The sequence below is a fragment of the Chitinimonas violaceus genome, assembly GCF_052601015.1.
In genome coordinates this window covers 24,073-37,868 of sequence record NZ_JBQXDJ010000043.1, presented here as the reverse complement: position 1 = coordinate 37,868, position 13,796 = coordinate 24,073, and the positions used below count along the sequence as shown (strand labels likewise).

The following is a 13,796-nucleotide window of genomic DNA, read 5'->3' as shown; positions in this document are numbered from 1 at the left end:
CCCACTCAGCTACACTCATCAGTTTCGCTTCGTTTTTGTCTGCGTCAGCAGCAGAGAGGCGAACTATACGCACCGCCCCAACACTCGTCAACTCCCACACAACACTTTTTTAACGCCAAAGCCTTCATCTATCAACAACCCAATGATTCTTAACGAATCAGCCGGACAAAATAATTGAGCAGCCCCATCAACTTCCTCTCCTCACTGTTCATCAAACGCCAATCTAGTGCGTCGAAACCTTATCAAAGCCCCTCTAGCCATCAGATTAGGTAGCGCTACAAGCGGGCTCGTCATGAGAATGCATACATATTGTTGTGGGTCACACTACATATACATACGCGCCTTAAAACCCGTTCACGATCTTACTGAACAGTCATGATCACGATTTCTGCGTTGCGCTGCATTCCACTGACTACTACTCGTCACAGTTCATAAACCAATCCTTTACACCCAGTTAGGAATTGTTATGTGCGGTAAGACTAAGTGAAGTAACAAAGCAAATTGACAAACAAGCGCTTGATAGACAATCTCAGTGTAAGTCTTGTTCATATCGAGAGGTTTCAACAACCATGAAATCCAGCACTTTCAGATTTCTGATCAATCTCTGGCCGCCATTTCTACTGACTGGCATTCACGCTACGCGTGTCAGTGCTGACTACCGTACAGCCGAAGTTGCGCTGACACTGCGCTGGTATAACCGTAATTATGTGGGGACCCATTTCGGCGGCAGCCTGTTTGCGATGACAGACCCGTGGTACATGTTGATGCTGATGCAAATCCTGGGGAAGGATTACTACGTATGGGACCAGAGCGCCAGCATTGACTTTGTGGCGCCAGGGCGTGGTGTGGTTCGCGCCAAATTTGCGATTGATTACGCCACCTTGGTAGAAATCCGAAGCCAGACAGCGGGCGGGGAGAAATATCTACCGCAGTTCGACATCAACATTACTGATGACAAGAACCAGCTGGTAGCCCGGGTACGTAAGACCATCTATATCCGGAAGAAGCCGAACAAACACCAACAACTCAGCACTACCAAGATTGAAGAGGCAGTGTAAGACGGAGCCCCATGCCCAAGGCCCGTGCCTTATCCACATTTGCGTTACTGCTGGCAAGTAAGAATGAGACCCAAGAATTGCTGATGCTGCACTCCACCAAACCGGTGCGTGGGGTATACGCCAGACCAAGCCAATTTGTAGGCATAAACTGATATTCCCCATGCACCTTGGGCAAACTCAAACCATCTGTATTTCGCCACGCCAGTCCACCCTGCCACTGCTCTCTTCGCCAACGCACATCGGCCAACCAGTTCGACTTAGGGCGCAGCACCACGTTACCCCGACTGTCCCGCCCTAATACAGCGGGCGACCCATCAGCGTTCCCAATGAAGTCGCCATCCTTGGTGTATAGAAAGCTGCCAGACTGGTAAGAGCGGGGCATATCTTTACCCCTGATTCGAGCAGCAATATCGAAACCCGCCAATTCCGCCTGCAATCCATTATCTCCACGCCAGCGTAAGCCAACATCCAGTGCGTATCCATATCCCGATGGATCCCCTGCTGCGAAAAATGGATTAAAACGTGTTGGGTCGCTCGTGTTCATCAAACTACCAGCCGCCTCGCGCCTACCCGTGAATTGCAACTGCTGGTTTGCGTTGGATTGAGCGGTACCTACAAAACTCTCGGTTTTAATATCCACCGACTTCAGATACTGCACCGCCAAACCAACATCCAGCTGCCCCAGCTTGGCAATGGGGAAATTGAATGCCTTACCCACCCTAAATCCTCGACCGGTCCAGTAGTCCACACCGTAGTCCAATTCATATCGCTGATTTGGATCAAACGGTAAGCGCTGCTCTATCTGCTGCGCAAGCAACACGGTGTCACGGTTAGCATGCGCCACACCATATCGACGGGCCAATGCTGTCACATGCCATCCCTGTTCTTCCCCACCTGCAAATGCCCAACCATCCAGGAATGCATGTTCACGTTGGTTCCGGCTTTTTAGCTTCAGTCCCCAATCATCATCGTTCAGGCTCAACAACGGGAGTGGGTCGCTGAAAGCCTGGACGTCCAATCCGAACTGCAAACTTACCAATGGGTCGAAACCTGCCGGATTACTTTGCAGGCTGGCTGATCGCACTATAGGAGATCCAACACCAAGCAATACAGATAGGAACAACGAGAAACGTAATGCCGGCATGGTTAAACCCTGAGCGTATTAACAAAATAGAGAGGCCCGCCAGCTTACGCCGCAGGCCTCTAACCCAACCAGCCCTTAATAGCTTATCGGGCCCATATTGTGCACAAAATCAACCCAAGGTCTCGGTCGACCCATCCTTGAAGTTGACCTTCTCATCTGCAATGGTGCCTACCTCCTGCTCACCTTTCTTGACCTTACCTATCAGCTTGCCATCGGTACCGCGAGTAAGTGTGACTGTCACCCCCTCTGCATTGCTGATGGTGGCCGTATCAGAAAGGTGGCCATTCACCAATGTGGCCCCCAAGGTTACAGAACGATCCCCCACCTTATGCGTGCTAGACAACTTGACGGTATCGATACCGGCTTGCTCACGCTCCAACCCCACCGCCAGCTGCACCACAGTACCAGACGCTGTTGTCACTTTCGCTGTAGCCGAAATGGTACCGGCATCCAGCTCATGCACTGGGTCTATGGCTTTACGGGTAACACTGGCTACGACCTCTGCCACACTAACGCCGATTACACCAATCGACCCGGTAAAGTTGCCTGTTGCAGGCAATACAATCGGGTCGCCCAAGGTCAGATCACCGCTGATACCATACTGGCCTACTGTTGCCTTCACCTTCAGCGTACCAAAAGCCATTTCGTCGCTTTCGCGGTAGCTTACCTGTGAGCCATCCAGAATCTCCAACTGGGCTTTTTTGTCACCCACAGTGCGCGTAGCCGTACCAACGACTGACCCGGTACCCGAGGCGTTACCCGAGTTGTCAACGACTTCAGTCCGGGTTACCGCAATATCCAATGTCTGCTTGTCTTCAACCAACATGCCGTATGGCATATCACCTTTGACAGCATACTTCTCCGCGGCGCCAGACTTGCTGTAGCTGAGCGTACCGTCCTGGTCAGTACCAAATGCTCGCTTGGTGTAATTAGGATCGGCATAGCTGCCGTCCGCTGAAAACTCCTTATACGCATCCCAGCTGGCCAAACCATCTGCAGTTCCACGTTTCACAGTAAAGGCAAAGCGGCTCCATTCTGTTGCATTGGCTGGATTACGGCCTTGGCCATTGGCATAGGTACATTTCACTTCGGCCACATTCTTGGCATCCGCCACATCCGAGCGGCAACGCATCTTCATCACACCCGAGGTGAATTCCTTCTCCCATCGATTATTCAGATTGGGGTTCTGCGTGGCGCCAGTCGTATTCTCCGCCCGCAGATCGCGCAGGAAATCAAACCCCTCCTTAAGCATATGGAAATGCTCCAGGCTAAGGCGACCTAGATCGTTCACCTTGTGCACGGCTTCAGATAGCCCAGCTCCGGTATGGTGCAACTGGGCATTTGCCAAGGAAACTGACACCCGTACGTCCCGCAGCATCTTGCGTGCAGCAGCGATGCCTGCTGCCAGTGAGGTATCTACTGGCGTTGGTACCGGGTTCAGCACAACCTCCTCGTTATGAACACGTTCGCGTGTAGCGTCATCAGCAAAATCATCCGCAGCCTTGCGTAGCTTGGTCGTGAAATTGGTGATGAAGTCGTTGATCACCACACCCGTCATCGGGGCTGTGTCAGTTGGTAGTGGAACACCGTCAAGCTTTCCATCTGCCAAGTCTCGAGCCAGAAACTTCGCAATATCGTGGACAGCCACACCTGTTGCACCGCTATTGGCGATACCTGCCAACACCAATGCATAACGATCTGCCGTACTGTCCTTAAGTGTCCCTGCAGAGCCACTACCAACCAGCGTAGGGGGTGCCAGAACATCCCCTAAGCCAAAAGCCGCTGCAATCGTTGCATTAGCCTGCTGAATACTGGTTGTACTTGCTGCAGCCAGGCCACCAGAGGCCGCTTCCAACTGCCGTTTGGCAGCATCAGACAATGGCGTTACGCCCACAGCAGTGGTACCCGCCGGTGCAACAGCCGTTAACGTCGACCCATTGGGGAATACCACGTTCGTACCGGCGGCTTCATCAAAGTAAGTGGCGGTGCCATTACCGGTCACCTCCACAACATAAGGGCCAGTGTGGCTACCTATATTAAGGATAGAGGTACCATTTGCATCAATTGTTCCAGTACCCAGCACCGCACCCGCCAAGGTCAGGGCGCGCACCGGCGTCCCAGAAGAAAACTTTCCTAGTGAAGGCGAAACTGTCACGTTGGTAGCTGCGGTTGGTGGTGTCGTTGTAGTAGTAGTAGTGCTATCCCCTCCTCCGCACCCACCCAAAGCTGCAGTCAGAACACCGGTCAATACCAGTACGGGATAGTGTATTTTTCTCTGCATAATCTTCTCCTCCAGTTTGCCCATAGCCTTGGCCCTTATGCATTACTACAAAGGTATGCGATGTATATCGCTGAGCCTTGGCCACCCATAGATGCAAAACCCGGCATATCCATGCCGGGCGTACAATGACTTGGCTAGAATTCAAACTAGCAGCAGTTTTGATGGCTTACCAATCGAAGCTGTCAATGTTTTTACTGTTTGCCATTGGTCTATCAAACTTGAAATTGGTGAGGAGTAGGTGGGATGCGTTGTCCACCTCACAACAAATAATTTCATAGCAAAGCCGAGCGATAACCCTGCAGCGTTTGTGCCACGCCATGTCGTCAGTGCAACTGAATGCCGAGCAAAACACAGACAGCAGTCATACCATCAGCTATAACTTTTGTTCGATGCTGGCAAAGACCAGCCCATGTCCCGAGGAGGGCACGCTATGCACACTATTTTCTCCCACCTCGCCTTGACAGGTTTGCTGCTATTTAGTGGTACAGCCTGGGCCAAGAGCGCCTGTGTGTTCGAGGGCAACCTGCAAGGTTTGCCCATCAAGGACTGTAGCGAAATCGATCTGGAAGTGCCCGCCGCTGAATACAAACAGCAGTGCGAACAAAACGAGAAAGCATTTAAAGAGATGGGCGGCCAGATTCGTGCCTATGTGCTGCCAGCCTGTCCTAAGCCTGCGCTAGCCAGTTGTGCTGGCGCGATGGGCAGCCCCGGTACTGTCTACTATTACCTGGTAAGCCCGCAGGACCTGGAAAAAAAGAAGGCCAGTTGTACCAAATACCAAGGCAAATGGCAGGCAAACGCCACCATGTAAATAATCAGTAAACGACTTCGCGGTGCAACCGAGGTACGAACACATACAGCGTTGCTAGCGCTGCAGTCCAGTTTAAGTGTCCCAATCCAGCCGTGAGCAGTCGTCAGTTGGGCGCAGAGCCTCAATCAAAGCTACGCGGCAAACCCTCGAAAACAGGCGCAGAGGACACCACTGCTGCACCATATCGGCTTTTATTTCCAAACGGGAATAATGCAATGCACCTTGTAAGATTCTTGAAGTCTTAATCTAATCAGCAATTTAGAGTGGCAAGCCGTAACCGGACTGGCCCGATAATCAGCGCAGTCTGCCCATATCCATCAACCATGCTAGCTCGTATCTCGTTTCGTCAACTACTGCTCTGCTCCTTTCTGCTGATCATTCTGCTCCTGGGCACCGCCTCGCTTCGTGGCTTGCAAACGCTGGAAAGACTGATCAAAGAAAACCGTGCCGGTGCAAACCAAGCCATGCAGCTGAGTAATGACCTGCAGCTTCTAGCCGAACGCAGCGTGGCGATGCAAAGAGCGGCGCGCCAATACCTCGTGCTCGATGAAGTCATTTTCCGCCAGCGCTACGAAGAAGCACGCCGCGATGCGGAAGCTGCCCAGCAACGCTTACAAGCGGCGCTACCCCATTCGCAAGCTCTGCGTGAATGGCCTCGCCATATGGCCACGGTTGCACAGCAGTTAAACGATTTCAGCATACCGCAGCAGGAACGCGAGCAAGCGCTTACCGATACTTTCAACGAACTGGAGGCGCTGGATAACACGATAGGCGAGCAGATACGTACCGAACTGGATGCCCGACACCGTGCTCTGTTGAATGAACTGGAAGCTGGCCGCGCACAGCTGAACTGGCAAGTAATGGTAGCTTGTGCACTTGCCATACTGTTGGCTGTTATTTTCGGCTTATGGCTCAGCCGCCCCTTGCGCATGCTGGAAGCTGCCATCGGCTCGCTCGGACAAGGCAAACTGGAGGACAACATCGACATTCATGGCCCCGCCGACCTCAAACGTCTTGGCCTGCGACTGGATTGGCTGCGTCTGAGACTGGGCGAACTGGAAGCCGACAAGGCACGGTTTCTAAGCCATGTCTCACACGAATTGAAAACTCCACTCGCCGCCTTGCGTGAGGGCGTCGCCTTACTGTCCGACGAAGTTGCAGGACCCATGAGTAAACAGCAGCAAGAGATCACGCACATCCTTCGCCAAAATACCCTGGCGCTGCAGACACAGATAGAAGACCTGCTTCGCTTTAATGCCGCCACGTTCGAATCTCGCAAACTCAGCCTTGTACCTACCGAACTCACCAGCCTGATCCAAAAAGTCATCGATACCCAGCGCCTGCAATGGCAAGCTCGGCAGTTGAAGATTGATTTGCAAGGCGAGCCGCTGACATTGGACGTGGATAACGAAAAGCTGGCAACTTCTTTGGGCAATCTGTTATCTAATGCAATTCGTTTCAGTCCGCATGGAGGTGTCATCCGTTTTCGACTCAAGCGTCGGCTGGGTCACCTGGCCATCGAGATCAGCGACCAAGGGCCTGGCATAGCGCCACAGGACCGGGCCCGGGTGTTCGAACCGTTCTACCAGGGCCAACGGCAGATGCCTGGCGCCCGGCGGGGCAGTGGTATCGGCCTCTCGATCGTGCAGGAATACATTGCCGCACATGGCGGCCAGATAGCCTTGCTACCGGCCGAAGTAGGCTGTCGCTTCCGGATTGAATTACCTTATGCTCCAGAATAAATCGTTACATATTTTCCTTGCAGCGCTTCTCTGTCTAGCTGGTTGTGCCACCAAACGCGCCACCGATCCTGTTGTTCCCACAACACTTACCGATATGGCAAACCGGGAATTGCTGGCTTATCACCAACAGCTGCAGGAAATGCCCGGCGCTGAACAAGCTCGCGAGGCTAAACGCCTCAGCAACGCGCCCACCAACCCCGCCAATGCGATGAAGCTCAGCCTGGTGTTGGCCCGCAGCCGCAGTACAACCGACCAAGCCCAGGCACAATTGCTGCTGGAAGCGGTACTACGCAACCCGGGCAATGATGCCCAGCCCTACCATGCAATGGCGCAGTTACTGGTCAGCCAGCTCAGTTATCACCGGGCAGAATTGCGCAAGCTGGAAGAACAGCTGGCGGAACAAAAGAAATTGGAAGACACGGTCGAGCGCCAGTCACAGCAGCTACGTGATAGCGTGAAAAAAAGTGAGCAGCAGAATGAACGGCTGGAATTGCTTCGCACCCAATTGAAGACGCTGACCGTAAAACTTGAAGGACTCAAAGCCATTGAGCGCAGCCTACCGAATCGGCCCACATCGGCAGTAAATGGAGCACAACCATGAGCGCACATATCCTGCTGGTGGACGATGACGCCGATCTGCTTAAACTCTTGAGCATGCGTTTGAGCGCTGCTGGTTACAACGTTACTGCCGTTGGTACCGCCGATGCCGCACTCGCCCGGCTGGCGATTGAACGGCCACAGCTGGTCCTGAGCGATGTTCGCCTGCCCGACCGCGATGGCTTGAGCCTGTTCGACCAGATCCGTGCACAATATCGGTCGCTACCAGTTATTCTGCTGACCGCACACGGTACGATTCCCGACGCTGTCGAGGCCACTGCCCGTGGCGTGTTCGGTTACCTCACCAAACCCTTTGACAGCAAGGTATTGCTGGACAAGATTGCCCAGGCGCTTGCACTTAGCGCCACACCCGGCAACCCAGGCAGCAGCCACAACGACAGCTGGCGCGCAACCATCGTCAGCCGGTCCACCCGTATGGCATCGCTCCTGGCTGAAGCCAAGCTGATTGCAGGCTCGGACGCAAGCGTTCTGATTCGTGGCGAAAGCGGTACGGGCAAGGAATTGCTTGCCCAAGCCATCCATCAGGCCAGCCCCCGCGCCCAGGCGCCATTTATTGCCATCAATTGCGGCGCTATCCCCGAAGCCCTGCTCGAATCCGAACTATTCGGCCATATCAAGGGAGCCTTTACCGGCGCAGTAGCCAACCATCAGGGCCTATTTCAGGCAGCTGGCGGCGGCACCTTGTTTCTGGATGAAATTGGTGACATGCCTTTGCCACTACAGGTGAAGTTACTGCGTGTACTGCAGGAGCGTTCAGTCCGACCGGTCGGCTCCAGCCAATCGGTGCCGATCGATGTGCGCCTGCTCTCCGCCACCCACCGTGACCTTGACGTCGCAATGGCAGAGGGCCAGTTCCGTGAAGACCTCTACTACCGGCTCAATGTCGTCACTCTTTCCCTACCGAGCCTCGCAGAGCGGCGGGAAGATATTCCCCTGTTGGTGAATCACTTCCTCGTCAAGCTTTCCGAGAAGTACCAGAAACGCCTGAACGGGTTCTCACCAGAGTCGCTGGAAGCACTGGCAACCGCCCCGTGGCCCGGCAATGTGCGCCAGCTATATAACGCGGTCGAACAGGTCTGCGCTTTGGCGACATCGCCCATCATCCCGCTATCACTGGTGCAACGCGCATTACGCGCACCAGCAGTGGAAGTGCTCAGCTATAGCGAAGCGAAACAACGCTTTGAACGTGACTATCTGGTAAGGCTATTGAAACTCACCGACGGTAGCGTGGCTGACGCAGCAAGACTGGCTGAACGCAACCGGACCGAGTTCTATCGCCTGCTGCAAAAGCACGACCTCACGCCAGGCTTATTCCGTGAGCCCCCACCCGTCGTCGAGTAGCACTCGTGGCGTATGTTGTATAGCTGGGTAGTCAAAGTCTTGCAAGTTAGAGCAAGACAAGGCGAAAACACCCGCGGAAGCGGAGTTTATGAGCGGTAAATGAGCATTCCGAGGGCGTTTTCAACGCGGTATTGCTGACGCGCAGCAGACTCTCAACAGGCTCTAAAAACATGTTCTAGATCTGTCGCGAGTAGCTGTCAGCAGGACGCACAGCAGCGCAGAAACCGGAATGTACTTAGGTACATGAGGATTTTGAGCAGCACATAAGCCCTGATCACAGCTGCGCAGTAAGATCGTGAACAGGTTCTAATAGGGCAAATCGTCCGGATGCACCTCAACAAAATGTGGCTCAGGGTCCTGTTCGAACTGAACCGCATCAATGCAGCTACGTCCCTGTATCACCGCTTTGGCGATGCGATGCATCCCATCCATGACCCGGCCATCGGACGACAAAATTACCGGGTACTGCAAATCAGCCTCGGCAATCAGCTGAGCATGCTCAGCCACCACCCGGCATGTTGGCGCTTCGCTTCCCTCGCCAAACCAATAGGGCTCATCCAGCTCTTGTATGGCATCCAACGAAACCTGCCGTACCGGAAGATGTTTGGTCAGCTCGATCATTCGATGTACGTCCCAGGCAAGTAAGCCCCGCTCGCCTGGGCGAAAGTGATACTGCTTTCTCATGCAAAGGTACCCAAAAAACCAACGTCTGCTACAGACCGAAGAAACGTCGTATCCGTTCCAGTAGTTCGGCTTCACGCGGTGGTGCGGGAATATCAGTCTGGGTAACTGAATGCAGATGATGGTCGTGCAGACGCTCGGCCAGGATATGCGATAGCGCATCCGCCAACGCAGGGCGGGCAGTCAAGATCGCTTCAAAGCTATTGCGATCAAGCCGGTAACATTCGACATAACACGCAGCAACCACGGTGGCAGTGCGCGGCGCCCCGGTCATCAATCCCATTTCGCCAAAGAAATTACTGGCCTTGATACGCCCGAGTCTTTCGGCAATCGGCGTACCGTAGTCGCGCCAGACATCGACCTCCCCACAGGTAAGAATGTAGAGCCAGTGGGCCACCGCACCTTGCCGACTGATGACATCCCCTTCCTCAAAGGGGGCGAAGCTCAGCTGTTCGGCAAGATGCCGACGTTCTTCCGGTGTGAAGTCCGCAAACAAGGTCACGCCTTCCAGCGCTTCCAGTCGACGTTGTATATCGGTGGATTGGCGCTGGGCGGCCGTCTTATCGTTGTCCTTTGTCATCAACACATTGTGGGTCGTACTCGCCAGCGGGATGTTGTATCGAACCAGCGCCGTCAATACATGGGCTCGGACTTGGGAATCGGTCGAATCATCAGCAGTGAAGTCTGTCAGCCAGTAGCGCAATGCATAGCGGGATATCCCGTCACGCGCTTCCATCAGTACAGCCTGGGCGGGCGGTTCACTGGAAACGCCATGGATACGGCCATCGCGGATCGCATTCTGTAAGACAGCGAGAACCTTGGCAGGCGGGATCTCCCAGGCAATTTCAAACCAGACCCAGCGCCGCCAAAGCATGCCATGGCCGATAAAGCGTTTACCCAGCACACGGAAACTGTTCTTCATCAACCAGGCATTGGGCACCACCACGGTTTCACCATTACGCGTTTCGAGGAGCGTGGAGCGCCAACCCACCTGCAACACCTTGCCTGACACATCCCCCAGCACCACCCACTGGCCCAGTTCCAACGACTCATCCAACTGAAGCGCGACACCCGACAGGATATTGCCCAGTGTGTCCTGCATCGCGAAAGCAATGACCGCTGTAAGTACAGCCGATGTAGTGATCAACTGGCTGAGGTCGAGCCCCGCATAACGCAGCCGCACCATGCCCCAGGCCAAGTAGGCCACCATGACCAGTACGTCTTCAAGTATGCGTGGCGTGGGAACCCGCATGCTGACCAATACCAGCCGAAATATCACCAGACCAAACAGGCGGATCACCACCAGGCCAAGCAGAATGGTGAAAATTTCCTTCAGAACAGCAGCACCCTGGCTCATCCCAAGCGATGCAGCCAGTTGAGCGATGAATAGGCCAATACTACCCAGCGCAAGAAAGAGGAGCGTAAGCCATACGTTACGTCGCTCATCCGGACGGAAGCGATACAACGCGACCAGCAAGATAGCGCAGATACCTAGCAGATAGGGCCATTCGTGGCGGGTAAGTTGATCGACGATACTCATGGTATTGCAGGTGCCTCCTATTTGAGGATAGGCCATACAAAACCCATGACGTCGATAAAGTACCTGTTGTGATCTGTGCTTATTGGAAGGTGAAATCGGCCATAGCAAGTTCTAGGATGAAAGCACCTTACTTGTTCGCGTGTATATGTCTCTCCCTAAATTCTTCCTCGCCCGCCAGCCTATTGTTGGCCGTCAGCGCGAACTCGTGGCGTATGAACTACTGTTTCGTACCAACCAGCAGAATTTCGCCACGATCACCGACGATGTAGCCGCCAGCGCTGCAGTCATGCAGCATGCTTTCAGCGGCTTGGGCCTGCAGTCAGTACTGGAAGACAAGCTTGGTTTCATCAACCTGTCCGAACCCTTGTTGATGAGCGATGTGATTGAAGTGCTGCCACGTGAACGCGTGGTTTTGGAAATACTGGAAACCGTAGCGCTTACACCTGCCGTGATTGAACGCTGCCACATGTTAAAGACAGCGGGCTACCGGCTTGCGCTTGATGATGTCATCGACTTTGGTGATGCCCAACAAGCGCTTCTACCATTGCTAGAAGTTGTCAAACTCGACGTTCTGGCCATGCCCCCCGCTTCTACAGCGGCCTTGGTCACCGCACTAAAACCATTTGGTGTGAATATCCTGGCAGAGAAGGTCGACTCACCTGAGCAGCACGACTTTTGCCATGGCTTAGGTTGCGACCTGTTCCAGGGTTATCACTTCGCCCGCCCTACCATCCTAAGTGGCAAGCCGGTACAACCTTCGTCCATGTTGCTGCTGAAGCTGCTGGGCCAAGTAGCAGCAGATGTGGATATTGGCGAATTAGAAATCACACTGAAACAAGCCCCCGAACTCACCGTACACCTGCTGCGTCTCGTCAACTCAGTGACATTTGGCCTACCCCGCAAGGTTGCTAGCGTACGGACAGCCATTACGTTGCTCGGCCGGGCTCAATTGCATCGTTGGGTACAGATCATGGTATTTGCCCAACAGTCAGGCGGTAATGCTTCTGCCGACCCACTGGTACAAACCGCTGTGGTACGCGGCTATCTGATGGAACTGTTAACGAAAGCCCTGAAACCTGGCGACCGACCGTTAGCAGAACGGGGCTTTATGGTAGGCATGCTCAGCCTCATTGATGCACTATTTAGCCAACCGATGCCCACTTTGTTACAGGCATTGAGCCTGGAGGAATCCGTTCACCGCGCCTTGCTCGAACGTAGCGGTTGGCTGGGGCAATTACTGCAACTTGTGGAGGGGATGGAGCAGGATGAGCCCAGCTATACGGAAGACCGGTTATTGCAGTTGGGTAAGCTGACCCTGGACGATTTGAACCACATGCAAGTGGAAGCCTTGGCCTGGGCGAGCCGTCTTGGCCGCGAATCTTCCAGCACCGGTTGAGAACTTGCTCAAATTCTGCTGTGCATCAGTAATGGGGCGCAGGGAACGCCCTCAGTCGGAGTCATATTTCTTAAGAAGACCGGGCAATGCGCTTTCGCGCAATTTACCAATTTCCGTCCAATACTTTTCCACCTGATCCGTATTCTTCTGATAATACGGAATATTAAAAATCAGGAAATAATCCTTCTTAGAAATAGGCGTCGGCAATCGCTCGATATCTTTGAAATTCTCCTGCTGGATAACAGCATCGCCTACTGCACCAAATGTTGCGTAGGCTTCCAGCCGGCCCAAATGCAGCTGTATCAGATTCTGCTTGGTCGTATAAGACTCAGATATTTTCATCCCATGCGCCAATATATCCTTTCCTACAGACCAACCGTAATTCACCCCTATTGGTCCATTAATACCACTAAATTGCTGGCCATCCCAATTTACCGGACTGCCCTTCAACTTATATAGATAATATGCGAGCGTAGTTATACGCCGTTGGCTATCGGGTTTATCGCCCTGCATGGGGTAGGCGTAAGATAAGGCCCTTTCGGGACTATACGAATATAAAATGGCCGCATCATAAATACCTATCTTCGTTTCTGCCAAAAGTCGCTTATTTGGCAATCTGGTAAGAACCAGCGTACATCCTATTTGCTTCGCAGCCATTTGTAATAACTCAATTACAGCGCCTGGCTTTTCCTGTGGAACTTCGTTGTCGCTGGTAATATAAGGTGGCGAGGGATCCGTATTGTAAATCAATGACATCTGGCAAGCAGATGCGTGACCAATACACATCAGGCCTATTCCTAAGCACCATATGCCCCTAACCATAATAAATGCCTCCAGTCCTGAATTAGGGCTCCCTCAGCATTTAAAAGTTCTGGCAGAACTACGCGACATTGGTGATACCTACTTGCGCTGTCAGCCAATAAAAATGCCATGCGTCCTAACTATAGCCAGTAGAAAGCATAGCTATTGAACTGAACGAAAACTGTGCCCGCCGACAGAGGTAGATATTGCAGGGCATCTGGCCGGCAATGGTCAGCAAATTCATCAGATAGCGACAATGCCACTATCGCCAGGACAAGACCATAAGAACACCTAATTGATCTGACAACCTGACACCGTCGAAACGGTGGGTTCCCAGATCAAGGCTGGATCGCTACCAGCTCAGGATCTATTGCGAGCAGCTG

General features: G+C 53.3%; 11 protein-coding genes. 6 read left to right on the top strand and 5 right to left on the bottom strand.

Going from position 1 to position 13,796, the window contains the following annotated elements; translation table 11 throughout:
* The first annotated feature begins 569 nt into the window (after positions 1-569).
* Entirely contained in the window at positions 570-1,058 is a 489-nt protein-coding gene (locus tag ACUHMQ_RS14255; RefSeq protein ID WP_445296130.1) for a DUF4442 domain-containing protein, read from the top strand.
* On the opposite strand, the gene ACUHMQ_RS14250 is transcribed toward ACUHMQ_RS14255, so the two are convergent.
* Complete coding sequence (locus tag ACUHMQ_RS14250; RefSeq protein ID WP_445296129.1) at positions 1,033-2,202, bottom strand: hypothetical protein; 1,170 nt, start codon at positions 2,200-2,202, stop codon at positions 1,033-1,035. The two genes, ACUHMQ_RS14255 and ACUHMQ_RS14250, sit on opposite strands and share 26 nt — an antisense overlap.
* A 109-nt stretch (positions 2,203-2,311) precedes the next feature.
* Positions 2,312-4,483: a hypothetical protein gene (locus tag ACUHMQ_RS14245; RefSeq protein WP_445296128.1), complete on the bottom strand. Its 2,172-nt coding sequence runs from the start codon at positions 4,481-4,483 to the stop codon at positions 2,312-2,314.
* 430 nt (positions 4,484-4,913) lie between these two features.
* Here ACUHMQ_RS14245 and ACUHMQ_RS14240 point away from each other — a divergent pair, with 430 nt between their 5' ends.
* From ACUHMQ_RS14240 to ACUHMQ_RS14225, 4 genes are all read left to right on the top strand, one after another.
* Complete coding sequence (locus tag ACUHMQ_RS14240) at positions 4,914-5,294, top strand: hypothetical protein (protein ID WP_445296127.1); 381 nt, start codon at positions 4,914-4,916, stop codon at positions 5,292-5,294.
* Between the two features lie 323 nt (positions 5,295-5,617).
* A complete protein-coding gene (locus ACUHMQ_RS14235) occupies positions 5,618-7,036 on the top strand; it encodes a sensor histidine kinase (protein ID WP_445296126.1) in 1,419 nt (472 codons plus the stop codon).
* Complete coding sequence (locus ACUHMQ_RS14230; protein WP_445296125.1) at positions 7,023-7,637, top strand: hypothetical protein; 615 nt, start codon at positions 7,023-7,025, stop codon at positions 7,635-7,637. The genes ACUHMQ_RS14235 and ACUHMQ_RS14230 overlap by 14 nt, the downstream gene beginning before the upstream one ends.
* Positions 7,634-8,995, top strand: coding sequence for a sigma 54-interacting transcriptional regulator (locus tag ACUHMQ_RS14225; RefSeq protein ID WP_445296124.1), 1,362 nt, complete (start codon positions 7,634-7,636; stop codon positions 8,993-8,995). The genes ACUHMQ_RS14230 and ACUHMQ_RS14225 overlap by 4 nt, the downstream gene beginning before the upstream one ends.
* 306 nt (positions 8,996-9,301) lie before the next feature.
* Here the strand turns inward: ACUHMQ_RS14225 and ACUHMQ_RS14220 are convergent, their stop codons facing one another.
* Both ACUHMQ_RS14220 and ACUHMQ_RS14215 read right to left on the bottom strand, forming a co-directional pair.
* Entirely contained in the window at positions 9,302-9,679 is a 378-nt protein-coding gene (locus tag ACUHMQ_RS14220; protein ID WP_445296123.1) for a hypothetical protein, read from the bottom strand.
* Between the two features lie 28 nt (positions 9,680-9,707).
* Positions 9,708-11,216, bottom strand: a complete 1,509-nt coding sequence (locus tag ACUHMQ_RS14215) for a cyclic nucleotide-binding domain-containing protein (protein ID WP_445296122.1) — start codon at positions 11,214-11,216, stop codon at positions 9,708-9,710.
* Between the two features lie 145 nt (positions 11,217-11,361).
* Here ACUHMQ_RS14215 and ACUHMQ_RS14210 point away from each other — a divergent pair, with 145 nt between their 5' ends.
* A complete protein-coding gene (locus ACUHMQ_RS14210; RefSeq protein ID WP_445296121.1) occupies positions 11,362-12,612 on the top strand; it encodes an EAL and HDOD domain-containing protein in 1,251 nt (416 codons plus the stop codon).
* A gap of 51 nt (positions 12,613-12,663) precedes the next feature.
* On the opposite strand, the gene ACUHMQ_RS14205 is transcribed toward ACUHMQ_RS14210, so the two are convergent.
* The gene (locus ACUHMQ_RS14205; RefSeq protein ID WP_445296120.1) at positions 12,664-13,398 is read right to left on the bottom strand and encodes a transporter substrate-binding domain-containing protein; all 735 of its coding nucleotides are present in this window, start codon (positions 13,396-13,398) and stop codon (positions 12,664-12,666) included.
* Positions 13,399-13,796: the final 398 nt, after the last annotated feature.

What these genes read in the sequence shown, in the direction of transcription:
- ACUHMQ_RS14210 (WP_445296121.1), top strand. Translation starts at nt 11,362, where the DNA reads ATGTCTCTCCCTAAATTCTTCCTCGCCCGCCAGCCTATTGTTGGCCGT.
- ACUHMQ_RS14215 (WP_445296122.1), bottom strand. Translation starts at nt 11,216, where the DNA reads ATGAGTATCGTCGATCAACTTACCCGCCACGAATGGCCCTATCTGCTA.
- ACUHMQ_RS14220 (WP_445296123.1), bottom strand. Translation starts at nt 9,679, where the DNA reads ATGAGAAAGCAGTATCACTTTCGCCCAGGCGAGCGGGGCTTACTTGCC.
- ACUHMQ_RS14225 (WP_445296124.1), top strand. Translation starts at nt 7,634, where the DNA reads ATGAGCGCACATATCCTGCTGGTGGACGATGACGCCGATCTGCTTAAA.
- ACUHMQ_RS14245 (WP_445296128.1), bottom strand. Translation starts at nt 4,483, where the DNA reads ATGCAGAGAAAAATACACTATCCCGTACTGGTATTGACCGGTGTTCTG.
- ACUHMQ_RS14255 (WP_445296130.1), top strand. Translation starts at nt 570, where the DNA reads ATGAAATCCAGCACTTTCAGATTTCTGATCAATCTCTGGCCGCCATTT.
- ACUHMQ_RS14240 (WP_445296127.1), top strand. Translation starts at nt 4,914, where the DNA reads ATGCACACTATTTTCTCCCACCTCGCCTTGACAGGTTTGCTGCTATTT.
- ACUHMQ_RS14205 (WP_445296120.1), bottom strand. Translation starts at nt 13,398, where the DNA reads ATGTGTATTGGTCACGCATCTGCTTGCCAGATGTCATTGATTTACAAT.
- ACUHMQ_RS14230 (WP_445296125.1), top strand. Translation starts at nt 7,023, where the DNA reads ATGCTCCAGAATAAATCGTTACATATTTTCCTTGCAGCGCTTCTCTGT.
- ACUHMQ_RS14250 (WP_445296129.1), bottom strand. Translation starts at nt 2,202, where the DNA reads ATGCCGGCATTACGTTTCTCGTTGTTCCTATCTGTATTGCTTGGTGTT.
- ACUHMQ_RS14235 (WP_445296126.1), top strand. Translation starts at nt 5,618, where the DNA reads ATGCTAGCTCGTATCTCGTTTCGTCAACTACTGCTCTGCTCCTTTCTG.